Consider the following 14,129-nt stretch of genomic DNA (forward strand, 5'->3'; position numbering starts at 1 on the left):
GATCACTGCGACTGACGCTATCGCGTAGCACTGACAGTCGAACCCCGATCGCGCATGTGCTTCCCTCGGCCTCGCCGCCGCGCAGCGCACCGAGCTCACGTGTGAAGGGCTCCGGGAAGATCCCGGACGACTTCCTGGAACCGATCATCAGCAACTGCTGCATAACCAGCCGTGGTCGCCGGGGAGGCATGCCGCATGAGCCTCTGAGTCATCAAGAGATCTTGCCCGGAAGCCCGGTAGACGGCGGTCCCGAAACGGTGACGAAGTTGGTGATAGCGCATCTTCATCCCCATGGCTTTGGCCATCCGTGAGATGGAGCGCGAGACCTTCTCAGGACGAAGATCCGGCCAGAACCGCCCGCTGCTCTGACGGTTGAGCGCAGCGAGCACGACAGGCGGCACCGGGACCACGTCGGTCCGCCCGCCCTTGCCCACTACGCGCAGAAGCGTCTGCCCGTCACTACTGTCATGCAGATCCTCGACAGACAGGTTGGCCGTCTCATGCGCACGGAGCCCGCAGTAGGCTCCGAGCAGCACCCACGCACGGTGATCAGGCCGAGTCGTGGAGCCCAGCAAATCCTTGAGGTCGCGCTCCGCAATGGGATCTGGGGTGGCACGGGGAGCCGGCGGTTTCCGGATGCCGTCAATGAGGTTGCTGCCGAGCCACCTGCCAAAAGATGCCAGATGATTGAGGTAGGTACGCCGGGTCCAGTTCGTGAGCGCGCGGGTCGAGAAATACGCCTGAACGTGCTCCGCGCGGATCCCGTCGACCGCCAAGCCTGCATGCTTTGCGATCGCCTTGATGCAGTTCACTCGGGCACGGATGGTATTGGCAGCGTAGCCGTCCGCACGCTGAGCCGCTACATACCTCTCGATCACCATGCCGCATTCCTTGACCGACCGCGGGGCGGTTATTCCTGGTAGTCAACTCGCAACCCAGTAAGTTAATAGGCCGATTCCCTTCCGTCTGGTAGCTAACCATGGGCGTTCCTTCATCGGTTCATACGTCTTGGGTATGGGATTCGTCCTCGCGCCCGAACAGGCTCGGGAGCTGATCGAGCGCGATTCCCGCAACAACGACGTCCTCTTCCCCTACCTGAACGGCGAAGACCTCAACTCCCGGCCCGACTGCTCGGCGAGCCGCTGGGTGATCAACTTCCATGACTGGCCCGAGGAGCAGGCCCGGAGCTACCCCGAAGTATTCGACATCGTCGAGCGCCTCGTGAAACCCGTGCGGATGTCGAATAATCGCAAGGTCTACCGCGACTATTGGTGGCAATATGCAGAGAAGCGCCCGGCGATGATCAAGGCAATCTCGGGACTGGACCGAGTCTTGGCGGTAGCGCTCGTCAGCAAGACAGCCATGCCTTCCTCCGTCCCGACTGGCCAGGTCTTCTCGCATATGCTGGGAGTTTTCACGGAGGGATACGCAGGACTTGCGCTGCCAAGCAGCAGTATCCACTACCTGTGGGCCAGTGCTTGGGGATCCAGCCTCAAGGGAGACTTGCGATATACACCGTCGGACGTGTATGAGACATTCCCTCAACCTGACTCTTCAGCGATGAAGAATCTAACCGACCTGGGACGCTTTCTTAGTGAGACAAGATCTGCGGCAATGCTAGACCTCGACCTCGGCTTGACCAAGTTGTACAGCAAATTTCATGACCCTACAGCTAGAGAAAGGGAGGTAATTGAGCTGAGAAATGTTCACGCTCAAGTGGATCAAGCTGTAACGAGCGCGTACGGATGGGAAGGCCTCGACCTGGAATACGTATTCCAAAAGACTAAGAGTGGGTCGCGTCGAACCTTTAATAAATCCGCCCAGGCGGAGATCCTCGACCTCCTGCTGGAATTGAATCAGGAGCGTCATGGGTCAGCAGGCTAGTGTGTAACCCGTCAACTTTTGCCGACGACACTATGTCTTAGTCTTCTGAATCATGCCGATGATGATTCAGCTCTAGGAGGCGATCAAGAATCTCAGCCTGCACGTCTGGCGCGACCGTGTGGCGCTGCCCTTGCTTCGTTCTATGGAAACCATGAGAAATGTCAAGGTCTAGCCATCCGTAGGCCTCGGCTGTGGCGCAATCAATGAGTTCATGAATGCGTCGCAGATGCTGAATTTCGCTGTCGGTCACGGAGCTGTCATGAACCGCATTGTACAGCTTAGTTAGGCCCTCATTGCGGTTCTGCATTATCTCGCTGCGAGTCTTGTCAAGGCTATTTCCTAGATCTCGGAGCGTGGCGCTCTTATATTCTGGATGCGGCAGGGTCTCAAAAACGTCAGACGGCGCATACTGGAGGTCAGCCTTCAGCGTGGCTGAATAGCTCCAAGCCCACAGCACGTGGAACGTAGAGTCCAGTACTGCCAGCGTTTCCAGTTGATCAGTGGGAAATACAACGATCTTCTCGTTCATGACCTGCCCCGTTGGGATCATGGTAGTCATCGCGGTTCGGCTTACACGCGCTACCGCCAAGACTCGGTCCAGTCCCGAGATTGCCTTGATCATCGCCGGGCGCTTCTCTGCATATTGCCACCAATAGTCGCGGTAGACCTTGCGATTATTCGACATCCGCACGGGTTTCACGAGGCGCTCGACGATGTCGAATACTTCGGGGTAGCTCCGGGCCTGCTCCTCGGGCCAGTCATGGAAGTTGATCACCCAGCGGCTCGCCGAGCAGTCGGGCCGGGAGTTGAGGTCTTCGCCGTTCAGGTAGGGGAAGAGGACGTCGTTGTTGCGGGAATCGCGCTCGATCAGCTCCCGAGCTTGCTGGGGCGTGAGAATGAAGCCCTTGCCGAGCACGTTGGCCCCTTGGAAGGACTTGCCCCGGTTAGCTACCAGACGGAACGGCCGACCCGAGACTCGGGACTTGCGGTCGAGTGAGGATGTGATGCCGGATACCTCCTCCCCGTCCAGGACACGAGTCGCTTCGGGCGTAAGCGGCTCCTTGCTGGTCCACACCGCGCAGTACTCCAGCGCCGCCGAGGCGGACGGCCAGGGCGCGCTCTTGACAGCCCTTCGGATCTCGACGCCGCTCTCCGTAATGTGGTCGAGTCCCACTTCTCGTGTGTCGCCCTGGGCGAGCGTGTTGGTGGCGATGAGGCCCGTGTATCCGCGGGCCGCGAGAAGCTGATGCGCTCGGAGGGTGAAGTACGCGACGAGGTCGGCGCTTCCCTTACGGCCGTTCGCGATCACGGAGACGAACCAGTCGCGGACGTTCGTTCCCATGGTCCCAGTGAGCTTCTGGCCGCCCAGGAACGGTGGGTTGCCGATGATCGCATCGAACCCACCTCGCTCCATCACGTCCGGCACGGCAAGGATCCAGTGCAGCGGCTTCCAGCGCGTGTAGTCGGTCTCCACTGTGGGGGTGAGGCCTGTGGCGAGGATGCCGTCGAGCATGGTGCGGTTGGACCTACCGCCGTCCTCCGCGGGGTGGGCCAGGCTGACCGCGATACGAAGGTTTTCGTATGCCTCGGTCAGTGCCTTGCCGGGTTTACCTCCAACGCGTAGGCCGGCCGCGACCACACTGTCGGCGACCTCTGCGAGCTGCCGTGTCAGGTCTTGATACTCACGCCACTGCCGTCGTTTGGTGGTGGCTGAACGCTGTGGGTCATCGATATTGATCTCGCTCGCGAGGCTCTGCCGTAGCCTCGATGCCCTGGTGAGCACACCATCGATGTCGAGGTGTCGGATCGCCCTTGCCCCATCATCGAGGTCGAAGAGGGGGGTCGCCGCACCCTTGCCCGGGGTGATGTGAAGCGCGCGGATCTGCTCGGCGTCCGTGAGTCCAAGCAGAGAGTTGCCGTGGAGCACCTTGTCGTCGACGAACGAGAAGGGAAGTTTCGGGTCGAGGGAGACAAGCCACAGCGACAGCTTGCACATTTCCACAGCCATGCCGTTGATGTCCGCGCCGTAGAGGCACCGCGCGACGACTTTCCTTATCGCGCGGACATGCAGGTCGTGTGCGTTTCCGGTGGCCACGTGATCGCGGCGCCATGCCTCTACAAGCCGAGCGGCCAGGTACCGGGCTGCAGCGACCAAGAACGCGCCTGAGCCGCACGCGATGTCTGCGATCTTGAGATCGAGGATCTCGTCCGAGGAGACCAGTTGCCAGGCGTCCTGATCGGCCGTCTGGTGGGGTCCGGGCGAGTAGACGAGAGGTTCCAGAGCGTGGCGTACGACCTCTTCGGCGAGCGAGCGTGGTGTGTAATGCGCGCCGGCCGAGGCACGCGACGGTGTCTCGACCAGGAGGACACCGCCGGGCTCAACCACCAGGGGCCGGTTTCGCAGGTCTCTGCGGATGATGCCGATGAACGGGCGCAGTCTCTCGCGCAGGTCTTCGTCATCGGTGAGGTCGCGCAGGACGTTCTCGGTGTCGTCGAGGGTATCCGCAGTCTTTAGCGCCTTGGTGAGAGCGGCCTTCGTCGGAGGCTTGGCGGCGGGCTGGTTCTCTTTGACCCATGCCAGGACGGCTTCCGCGAGAGTGCTGTCGTCTGGTGCCGCCTCGGCGAGCTCCTCGAGTGTGGCGAGCGGCATCTCGGGTTCGGAGCCTGCCCGGCCAGCGAGTCCGACGATGACCTCGTCCACGTTCTCGCAGGAGTATCCGAGAAGGCCCTCGTAGATGTAGCCGATCTGTTCGACGTCGATGTCTCGGAAGGAGATACGGCGGGCGCCACCGGTCAGCTGCGCGATCTGGACGGCGCGCAGCACCTCGTGCATCACGCGATCGCTGACGGTGATGGCCAAGGCGCCCTGGGAGTCGCGAGCGGTGAGGAAAGGGAAGCGGGAGGGGTCGAAGAGCGAGCCGCCGTATTCAGGGAGACGCAGGTCCTCGAAGGTGGCGCCCTTATAGAGGGCCTGGGATGTGGCCAGGAGACGGTGCCAGGTGAGGTAGGTGGCGTCGAGGGCCTGGTCGCCTTCCTCGTTCTGCCGGGCGTCGAGCTGATCGAGTTCGTCGCTGACGCCGTATCCCATCGCAAACAGCTCGTTCTCGGGGAGCAGGCCTCGTTCCTCCGCAAAGAGGAGAAAAACGACGCGCATCATGACGGTGACGGCCGCCTCGTAGACTTCGCCGCGCCGGTCCGGGAGCGGATCGGGTTCGCCTCCGCGCGCTGCGTCCAGGCCGCCCTCGGACAAGGCCTGAACGACGAGTTCGACAGCGCGTCGAACCTGGGTACCGAGCGCCTCGGTGATCTTCTCTGAAGCGGTGACGGACTCACCGAACAGTTCAGTGAGCCGGTCGGCCGGTTTACCGCCGACCAGGCGCCGACGTTGGAGGAGTTCGATGAAGGCGTTACGGGTCTGGGGCTCCGCGATCCAGTCCTGGGCGTCCACGATGCCGGAAGCGACCATGGTCTGCGGACGGGCGCTGACGATCGCCCACCAGCGGCCGTCGGTGACGATGCCGATGGGGATCTCGGAGGCGCGCAGCAGTTCCTCCATGCGGTCGATCGGGCTCGCGGACCAGCCGTCGGTGAGCGGATCACGCAGGGAGTCGACGGGGTCGATGACCAGGACGAGCGCACCCGTCGTCTCACCGTCGACGAGGGCGCCGTCGGCACGGACGGTCACGGTGTAGTCGGGTGAGCGCACCTCCGCGGCGGCCGGCGCGGGGACGGTGTAGGAGTTGACCCAGCGCAGCCCTTGGCGCAGTACGAGGTCGACCCAGGTGTCGCGGGCCTCGCGGTACAGATCCAGGGCGGCCGTGTCCTCGCGGTGGGTGTCCCAGTTCTCCCATGCCTTCTCGAAGGCGGGTTTGGCGTCCTTGAGTGCATCGAGGGCCCGGGGGTTCGGCTGGGGGATTCCCTGGGGCCAGACTCGTTCGAGGGCGGGCACGGCGAGGAACGGGCCGTCTGTGTCGACCAGCTCGAGCCAGGCGCGGTGCAAGCTGGCGGCAGTCGGGGGGTACTTACGGCTCATGCCTCGACCATTCCGTTCCTCGCGTCTTCAGGGGTCAGTGCGAACACCACGGCGGCGGCCGAAACGTACGGCTTGATGTCGCTGTAGCGCTCCCGGATCGAGGCGAGCTCGCGGGCCTCTTCGTTGTCCAGGCTCTCCAGGCGCTCGTTCATGTGGTTGAGGTCCCGGCGGCGCTGCTTCTGCTGGTCGTCGCTGAAGAGGACGTCTTCTTCCTCCGCGCGAATGGCGCGCTCCAGCGCGTCCCGGGAGTCCCGCAGGTTGACTCGAAAGGCGTCGAAGATCTCACGGACCCGCTTGATGTCTGTCTGTTCGCGGTCCTTGAGGGTCTGTGTGACCTTCTCCTGCAGAGTCTCGCTCTTGCGCTCCATTGCGTTCAGCAGCCGGGGACGCAGACGGGCCCCGTCGTCGTTCCAGAGAGCGGAAAGGTGGGTGCGTACTTGCTCGTCGGCCAGTTCCAGGTCGTCGGCATCCAGGGTCTTATCCAGTACCTGTTCGACCTTGGCCTCGGCAAGCGCCCGCCCCCGCAGTCGAATGCCGGTGAGGAAAACTTCCTCGTGCAGCCGCAGGCCTCCGCGGCCAACGAGGACGAGACGGGACACAGCGGCTACGCACGACTCCGTGAGACCGGGGGTGACGACTGCGCTGACCCGGTTGATCTGCGAGTTCACGCTGAACAGAGCGCTGCGCAAGGTGCGGGTGGCCCGCTGCATCAGGGCATGGCCGAGGTGGATGTGGACGAGGTCCGTGCGTCCTTGTGCCGCCTTGTCATCGAAGGTGATCGGTCGCAGCACTCCCGGATCCAGGCGTGTGTCCAGGCCTCGCAGGGCGAACTGCCAGGATCGGCCCAGGTGGGGAACCCCGAAGACCGGCGCTTCGGTCCGGTCGTCACCGATTTCTTCCAGGGGCGGCTGAGCGTCCAGGGCGAGCGCGGTGTCCACTACGCGTCGGGCGTTGGCCGGTGTCAGGTGCATCGCCGTCTTGCGGTCATCGTAGCTTCGGGCGAGTTCGGTGAGCTGACGGTTCAGCCCGACTCCGCCGGCCAGTGCCTGGTTGATGACTTCGTTTCCGTCGTCAGGCGGGGTGGGCCGCGACTTGCGATTGCCGCCGGACGGGCTGAAGTGCTCCTGAACGTCGGAGTCGATGACCTGGTTGACCTTGCCCACGAGATCGTTGGTCGCCGTTCCCACCTTGGTGGCAATGATCCCCATGAACTGCATGTCCGCGGCGTACGTCGTGGAGGTCGACTCGGGAACGAAGTGATAGATCTCGGGGCTCTGTGTCTGCCCGTACCGGTCGATCCGGCCGATCCGCTGTTCGAGGCGGGAAGGATTGAACGGGATGTCGAAGTTGACCAGGCGGTAGCAGTGCGTCTGAAGGTCGATGCCCTCGCCCGCAGAATCAGTAGCGAGCAGGACGCGCACCGGATGCTTGTCGGGGCTCTCGGTGAACCGCGCCCGGATCTTCTCGCGCTCTTCGGCCGGGGTCGAGCCCTGGATCGTTTCGAACCTGTCCTTGTAGCCACGCTGGCGCAGAACACCGGCGATCCAGTCGAGTGTGGCGGCGTACTCGGTGAAGACCACCACACGCTCGTTCGTCCAGAGTTTCCCGTCGGACGTACGGCAGTGGGCGTTGAGGAAGGAGATGAGGGCCTCAAGTCGGGAGTCCGGCTTGTGCTCGTAGCTCAGACCCCACTCGATCAGCGAGACGATCTCACTCTCGGTGGCCGCGACCAACGCGTCCGAGCCCTTGGAGTGCCGAAGGGCTGTGAACTCGGGGTGGTCGGCGTCGCCTTCCTCCTCGTCCGACTGTCCGCTGCCCATGACCTCGGCGTAGTAGCCGGCGTCGTCGTCCAGGTCCAGCTGGCGGTCGCCTGGATCGGCTGCCTCGTACAGCTCCAGTGTCCGGGCGAACGACCAAGGGCTGGACAGGAAACGCTTCTTCAGCAGCATCGAGACGATGTCGCCGCCCCTGCCCTTTCCGTTGGCGCGGGCGCTCTCGGCAAGCAGCTGCTCCAGTCTCTCGAACTGTTTTTGCTCCCCCTGCGACGGCTCGAACTGAATCGTCTTGAGCTGGCGAGCCTTGAATCCCTTCTCCGGCAGTTCGCTCTTCAGGCGTCGTACTGCCACGTCGCGCAGCGCCTTCTCGTCGATGCTGGCGCCCCGGGTGAACCGGCGGCTGTCGATCATCTCCAAGAGGGCCGTGAACGACTCCGAGTAGCCGTTGTGTGGCGTCGCGCTCAGGAACAGGCGGTGCTCACATGCCTCCGCCAGCCTCATCGTCGCCGTGGTGCGCTGGCTGTCTACCGCGTACCCGCGCTGTCCCGGAGCCGTTGTCGGACTGGCCGGCGCCACATGGTGCGCCTCGTCGACCACGAGCATGTCGAAGGCGAACCGCCGAGCAGTCGACGCGCTGCGCACATCAGCCATGACTTCACGCAGCAGACGCTGCGCCCGCAGCGACGGCAACCAGGCCATGCTCACAATGACACGCGGGTACAGCCGGAACGGGTTCGCGTTCAGTCCGTGGCTGCGCTTGACCTTCGCCATCAGCGCGCTGTTGACGATCACGAATTCCAGGCCGAACTTCTCCCGCATCTCGTCCTGCCACTTCAACGCCAGGCTCGGCGGGCAGACGATGACGGCAGTCCGTGCCCGGTGACGCAGCAACAACTCCTGCACGACCAGACCGGCTTCGATGGTCTTACCCAAGCCCACGTCGTCAGCCAGCAGCAGGTTCGTTCGGGAAGACTGCAACGCCCTGCGCAACGGCTCCAGCTGGTACGCCTCGACGTTCGCACCACTACGGAACGGAGCCTGGTACGAGTTGGCGTCCGCCGAGGTCACCGCGCCCCAGCGCACCGCGTCGACGAACGCGGCCAGTGTGTTCGGATCGTCGAATGCCTCGGGTCGTACGGCTTCCGGCAGCCCCTGATCCGGTTCGACGGTGTGGCCGAGCTCCAGCTCCCAGACCACGGTCAGCTCCTGGCCGAGTCGGTCCTCGTCCAGCGACTGCAGGCTGACCGCATGCGTCAGACCAGGGCGCCCCTCGTCAGCGGGACTCCGCGGAAGCCCCTGGCGCCGGACGTCCGACACCGCCCACGTGGAACCCCGGACCTTGACGACCTGCCCCGGCTCGGGGACCGGCGGCAGCGCCACCGTCCGCCCGGCGCTGCTCTCCGCTTCCTGCGGACGTTCCGTAGCGGTCCCCACCTGACGAGACTCCTTCATCGACGCCTCACACCCAGCCCTGCGATCCCCCCTCTGAAGCCAGTCACAACGAGCCCCGTGAGTGGCAGGTGGGTCACCAGCGAACCAGTATCCCCGACTCTGGCGAGCGCTGGGAGAAGTCGCGCAGAGTAGCTTCACCTCGGGTGGAAGGGGAACGCGGACCGGCAGCAGTGCGCTCACTGTGGGGGGGTGACGCCGCCGCCCACCGCCACGTGATGCCATGCGCGAAGTCCAGTCGGCTTGGGATCGCCTTCTGCTCGCCAAGGCCTCCCGGCTGCGACCTCTTCACAAGCGCATGACTTCGTCAGATCCTGCTGATCCTTTGCGCTGCTTCCGCCGTGATCTCCTCGGGCGTGAACTCGCGGAACAGCCAGCTCAGAGCGCAGGCCAGCCGTGCCCGCCGCGAGGAGCGGTCACGGGCCAGTGCCTGGGCAATGGCCGCGTGGAGGTACTCCTCCGGGGTCTGTCCGGCGTCCGCCGCGAGGTTGCGAAGCCGTTCCTCGGTATCCGGCTCCATCGGGATGCTCATGAGGTAGCTGCCGTCGATGCCCGGGAACAGTCCGCAGAGCACGTCAACGGGCAGTGTGTCTCCCAGCCGTTTCCAGATCCTCCGTACGGCTCTTGGCTCGCTCTCCGCGGATACGAGGACCACCAGGCGACTGCCGTCATCGGAGGACGCCATGGCAAGACGGCTTCGCTGCTGTGCGGCCCTCAGCTCGACCGCGCCCACGGCACGGGTCAGGACGATCTCGATGGCGTACATGGGCACTGTGCTTCTCCTGTCCCAGGGCTCACTCGAGGGAGACCACCCCGTCGGGCAGCCATCCCTCCCAGTAACCGTCGATGAGGTCGAGCAGCACTTGCGGCTGCACCTGCACGTCCGCATCCCGCAGTTCGGCCGTCGTCCACCATCGCGCGCTTGGGGACAGCAGGGCGCGGACGTCGCAGGGCCAGCCCTCTGCCGCAGGGGCCGCCAGCACGAAGTACTCCTCGCACCGGCGATCCCTGGAAGCGGGAAGCCTCCCTGTGACCGGGGCGATCCGAAGTGCGGGCAGCCGCAGTTCACGGCGAAGGTGGTGCGCCGCGGCCCGACGAAAGGACTCGCCCGGCCGTATCGAGTACCTGGGAACGCTCCAGGTGGCCGGGGGCACGGCGCGGTCGGGCACCAGCAGAAAGCTGCGTGCGGCCGGGTCGATGACGACGGGACGGACGCATGCGGCTGCCGGGAAGGCTGAGCTGATCACATCGACCACCCTGCCCGCATGTTATTGGAATGGCACATCGATGTGTTCCATACGGGTGTGTCAGGGCAGGATCCGGCATGCATATCCAGCGAACTGGATGCGTTGTGTGGGCGGACGCACCCTCGTATCCAGTTCACTAGATACGAGGACGATCTGGCCGGACCGAGCGGTGGCGGTCCGTGCTCGTGGGCGGTGTGAACGCGCACGAGCACGGCTTGGCACCGTTCGGCCCGGCCGGGTGTGGACGATCAGGGAGGGGAGGAACAGGGTGTGGCCCGACCGGCTGGTCGTGGGAGACCGGGTCCGGTTCGACGGGCAGGTGTGCACGGTGACCGGCGTACACGGCGGGCACGTCGCGCTGCTGGACGGACTCGGCGCCACCGAGCACGTCGACGTGGTCTCCCTGCTGTCTTCGGAGGGCTTCGAGTTCCTGGAGCGGGGAGCAGGGCCGCCTCCGGAGCAGTCGGCGCCACCCCTGCCGGATGCGGCTCTGGAGCGGGCACGCTGGTGGCGGCGGCACGTCACCGAGGTGCTCAACGGCGTGCCGCATGACGCGCCGGCCGGCACCGAGCCGCTCCCGGCCTACGATCCGTCACACCGCACATTGGCCGAGCGCGAGGAAGCCAAAGCACAGGAGTTGGCCGACCTAGGCGTGCGCGGAGCTTCCGCGCGGACGGTGCGGCGCAAGCGGCAGCGGTATCAGGAGCAGGGCCTGGCCGGGCTCGCCGACGGCAGGGCCAGTCGGCATATAACCGACGTGGCCCGGCTGGACCCTCGAGTGCGGGCGACTGTCCGGGAGGTGCTCGCCGCGCAACGGTCGGGAGCCCCCCTGATGGCCGGACACTTGCACGATCAGGTGCTGGCCCGGCTGACTGAGCCCATCTCGGCGGGTGAGTTGCCCAGGCCGTCCCGGGCTGCCGTCCGGCGGCTCGCTGCCGAGATGCTTGTCGGCGCTGGGAAGCGGCGGCTCCGCCGGGTGGGTGATGTGGCCGTTGGTGAGCGTGTTCATCTGGAGACAGTCGAGTTGCCGCTGCCATCCAGCAGGGCGGGCCCGAGGGAGCCTCTTCGACTGCTGATCGCTCTGGACGAGGCTACCAGTCTCGTGGTGGCCGCCATCGTTCACACCGGTTACCGGCCTCCACTGCACGCGACGCTGCTCGCCCGGATGCTCGTCCCCGTCGGGATGCACGCGGACTGGGGCGCCCTCCTGTCCGGACGACTCTGTCGCACGGACCGGCGACCCACGTCCTCACTGCTCGTCCGCCCGGACAGCATCGTTGTCGACGAGGACCACGCGCCCAGCCTGCGGGCACTGCGCCCAGCCTGCACGCAACTGGGCATCCACGTGCGGTACACGCAGCGTCTGTGGCCCACGTACAGCCAGACTGTGGAGCGCACGCTGGACCACTTCGTGTCCCTCTTCACCGACCATCTACTCTCCGCCGCCGGGCGGGCCGCGCACGAGACTGGATGGCCGCCCGAGATGGTGCAGGACCTGCTCGACGTATGGGTGGCCCAGGTCTGGCCGGACGCCCCGGTGCCGACCGCGCCCTCAGACGGAGCTCACACGCCGCGAACCCGTCACGAGACGCTGACCGCCTCAGCGGGATGGACATCGACGCCCTTGCCTCCTCACGGTTTCGCGGAACTTCTGAGCGTGGCCTGGAGAGCGGTCGGAGGCCAGGGGCTGCGGCTCAGCGGACAGACCTACAACTCCTCGGCTTTGGATCCCCTGCGTTCCCCGGCGTCACAGGACAAAGGCCGCAGGTTCGAGGTCCGCTGGGACCCGTATGACCCCCGCCGTGTGTGGCTGCGGTCCGAGGACGACGAGTGGATCACGATTCCCGCCGTATCGTCTGCTGCCCGGCCCGCCGTTGCGGCCGTCCTGCATCACGCGCCGCTTGAACACACGGAGGTCTACGCCGCCATCGCCCGGCAACGGCCGGATCCGGCCCCGAACACGAGCGCGCACTCGCCTATCTCCTGGGCCGGGCCGTCCTGTCGTGACTGGGCGGCCTCGTTCTCGCCGCTTTCGGACCAGGAGGACGGCTCACACGCGGCACCAGACTATTCCCGCGTGGCCTATCACGCCGGGCTCCTGCTGCGCGTGCCGGACGTCGTGTCCGCCGCGCGGTGGATCGGGGAGTTGCTGGACCTCAACCGGTACGAGAAAGGCGCCCGCCACGGAATGCTGCTGCACGGAGTGTCCGGTACCGGCAAAACCACAGCCCTGCTGGAAGCAGCCCGCCGCTACACCGCCCAACTGCCCGGCATTCGCTCGGAGAAGCCAGGCAGTTCGGCCATGCCGGTGGTCTACGTCCGGCTGCCACCCGCCACCTCACCGCGCCTGCTGCTGGCCGAACTGGCACGCGCTCTCGGCATCCCCCTGCGCGGCTCGCCCACGACCGCCGACCTGGCGGCCTGGGTGAGCGAGGCGATGACAACCGCCCGCACCGCTCTCGTCCTGGTGGACGAGGCCCAGAATCTCCGCAGTCCGGGCTGGTCCGACACCGCCGTGGCCGAGATTCTGGACTACCTCTGCGACCGCATCCCGGCGACGTTCGCCTTTGCCGGTATCGGTAGCCCCGAGTCCCTCGCCACGACAGTCACGCACACACCGCACCGCCGACTGCTGTCGGTACGCCTGGACCTTCTGCCGGACGGCGAGGTCTGGCAGAAGGTCATCAGCCGGTTCGAAGACGCGCTGCGTCTGCACGCGCACGAGCCAGGCACCCTGACCGCCCAGGCCGCCTTTCTTCATCAGCGCACCGGCGGAAACGTGGGCCAACTGGCCCTTCTCCTGCGCACCGGAGCCGTCCGCGCCATCCGCGAAGGCACCGAACAACTGACCCTCCCCCTACTTTCCGAGCTACCTCTTCCCAACACCTGGTGAAGACCTCTCTGAGAACCCAGAAATACCATCCACAGAAGCGAAGCACGAACATACAGACGATAAATGGGCGCTCTATCAGGGTTGCAGCCATCAAAAAGCCAACTGGTCCCCCAAAGGCCAGACAGCCAACTGGCTTTACCCCTACCTTGATGGGCATGACGTACCAGGAGACTTTCCCGAGTCCCCCTCCTGACGGGGACGAAGCGGAGCATGTGGTCCGTCAGTACGAATCGCTGATCGAGAAGTCCCAAGCGGTCATCGGACGGCTGAGTACGGCGCTGCGCGAGGAAACCGAGAAGTGTGAGGCGCTGATCGCTCACCGCGATGAGGCGCGAGGCCTGGTGGGAATGCAGTCTCGTTTGCGGACCATGCACGAACAGGCCAGGCAGCACGGCATCTTCACCGGCCAGCCCACCCCTCCGGTAACGCTGCACATCGTCCCAGAACCTCAGGACCGCGAAAAATCTGCATCGGACAGCAAGCCGCCCGCGTCCCCTGAACCCGCACCGACAACGACGGATGCGGGACATCCGCCGGCCGCCATCACGATCCGGAGTAGCAGACAGCAGGAAATCCTGAACGTCATCGCCGCGCGTCCCGACCTGCCCTGGGGCAGTGAGGACATCGCCAAAGTTTTGGGAATCCCCAAAGAGGACCCCCGGGGCCGCAAAAGGCTACGCAACCGCCTTCGTGCTCTGACGCTGATCGGCGCTCTGGAACGCGTCACGCGCGAGGACGACCGGCACGTCTACTACCGTCCACGGATGAACTGGAAGTTCGACTGACCATTCCACCCACGACAAGCGATACACGCAGTATTGCTGTTTTATGACCGCCGCCGCATGTAG

At 65.1% G+C, this 14,129-nt stretch carries 8 protein-coding genes; 3 read left to right on the forward strand and 5 right to left on the reverse strand.

Annotation, left to right across the window (positions count from 1 at the left end; translation table 11 throughout):
• Nucleotides 1-95: 95 nt before the first annotated feature.
• Entirely contained in the window at nucleotides 96-881 is a 786-nt protein-coding gene (locus tag ACIBTS_RS31145; protein WP_369390615.1) for a tyrosine-type recombinase/integrase, read from the reverse strand.
• Nucleotides 882-1,014: 133 nt separating this feature from the next.
• Here ACIBTS_RS31145 and ACIBTS_RS31150 point away from each other — a divergent pair, with 133 nt between their 5' ends.
• Nucleotides 1,015-1,884, forward strand: a complete 870-nt coding sequence (locus ACIBTS_RS31150; protein ID WP_399323762.1) for a type IIL restriction-modification enzyme MmeI — start codon at nucleotides 1,015-1,017, stop codon at nucleotides 1,882-1,884.
• Between the two features lie 37 nt (nucleotides 1,885-1,921).
• Here ACIBTS_RS31150 and ACIBTS_RS31155 read toward each other — a convergent pair whose 3' ends face one another.
• The 4 genes from ACIBTS_RS31155 to ACIBTS_RS31170 all read right to left on the reverse strand — a co-directional run bounded on the left by ACIBTS_RS31155 (nucleotide 1,922) and on the right by ACIBTS_RS31170 (nucleotide 10,388).
• Entirely contained in the window at nucleotides 1,922-5,917 is a 3,996-nt protein-coding gene (locus ACIBTS_RS31155) for an Eco57I restriction-modification methylase domain-containing protein (RefSeq protein WP_399323763.1), read from the reverse strand.
• Nucleotides 5,914-9,126 carry a DISARM system SNF2-like helicase DrmD gene (drmD, locus tag ACIBTS_RS31160; protein ID WP_399323765.1) on the reverse strand — a complete coding sequence of 1,071 codons (3,213 nt, stop codon included), beginning with the start codon at nucleotides 9,124-9,126 and terminating at the stop codon, nucleotides 5,914-5,916. The genes ACIBTS_RS31155 and drmD overlap by 4 nt, the downstream gene beginning before the upstream one ends.
• A gap of 322 nt (nucleotides 9,127-9,448) precedes the next feature.
• Nucleotides 9,449-9,907 (reverse strand): hypothetical protein, encoded by a 459-nt coding sequence (locus ACIBTS_RS31165; protein ID WP_399323847.1) that lies wholly within the window; start codon nucleotides 9,905-9,907, stop codon nucleotides 9,449-9,451.
• 28 nt (nucleotides 9,908-9,935) lie between these two features.
• Complete coding sequence (locus tag ACIBTS_RS31170) at nucleotides 9,936-10,388, reverse strand: NUDIX domain-containing protein (RefSeq protein WP_399323767.1); 453 nt, start codon at nucleotides 10,386-10,388, stop codon at nucleotides 9,936-9,938.
• Between the two features lie 328 nt (nucleotides 10,389-10,716).
• Between ACIBTS_RS31170 and ACIBTS_RS31175 the strand changes: the two genes are divergently transcribed.
• Complete coding sequence (locus ACIBTS_RS31175) at nucleotides 10,717-13,281, forward strand: AAA family ATPase (RefSeq protein ID WP_399323768.1); 2,565 nt, start codon at nucleotides 10,717-10,719, stop codon at nucleotides 13,279-13,281.
• Nucleotides 13,282-13,436: 155 nt separating this feature from the next.
• Nucleotides 13,437-14,066, forward strand: a complete 630-nt coding sequence (locus tag ACIBTS_RS31180; RefSeq protein WP_399323770.1) for a hypothetical protein — start codon at nucleotides 13,437-13,439, stop codon at nucleotides 14,064-14,066.
• The last annotated feature ends 63 nt before the right edge of the window (nucleotides 14,067-14,129 follow it).

It is taken from the genome of Streptomyces sp. NPDC050121 (assembly GCF_044460385.1).
Taxonomy (GTDB): Bacteria; Actinomycetota; Actinomycetes; order Streptomycetales; family Streptomycetaceae; genus Streptomyces; species Streptomyces soliscabiei.

What these genes read in the sequence shown, in the direction of transcription:
- ACIBTS_RS31180 (WP_399323770.1), top strand. Translation starts at nt 13,437, where the DNA reads ATGACGTACCAGGAGACTTTCCCGAGTCCCCCTCCTGACGGGGACGAA.
- ACIBTS_RS31145 (WP_369390615.1), bottom strand. Translation starts at nt 881, where the DNA reads ATGGTGATCGAGAGGTATGTAGCGGCTCAGCGTGCGGACGGCTACGCT.
- ACIBTS_RS31155 (WP_399323763.1), bottom strand. Translation starts at nt 5,917, where the DNA reads ATGAGCCGTAAGTACCCCCCGACTGCCGCCAGCTTGCACCGCGCCTGG.
- ACIBTS_RS31150 (WP_399323762.1), top strand. Translation starts at nt 1,015, where the DNA reads ATGGGATTCGTCCTCGCGCCCGAACAGGCTCGGGAGCTGATCGAGCGC.
- ACIBTS_RS31165 (WP_399323847.1), bottom strand. Translation starts at nt 9,907, where the DNA reads ATGTACGCCATCGAGATCGTCCTGACCCGTGCCGTGGGCGCGGTCGAG.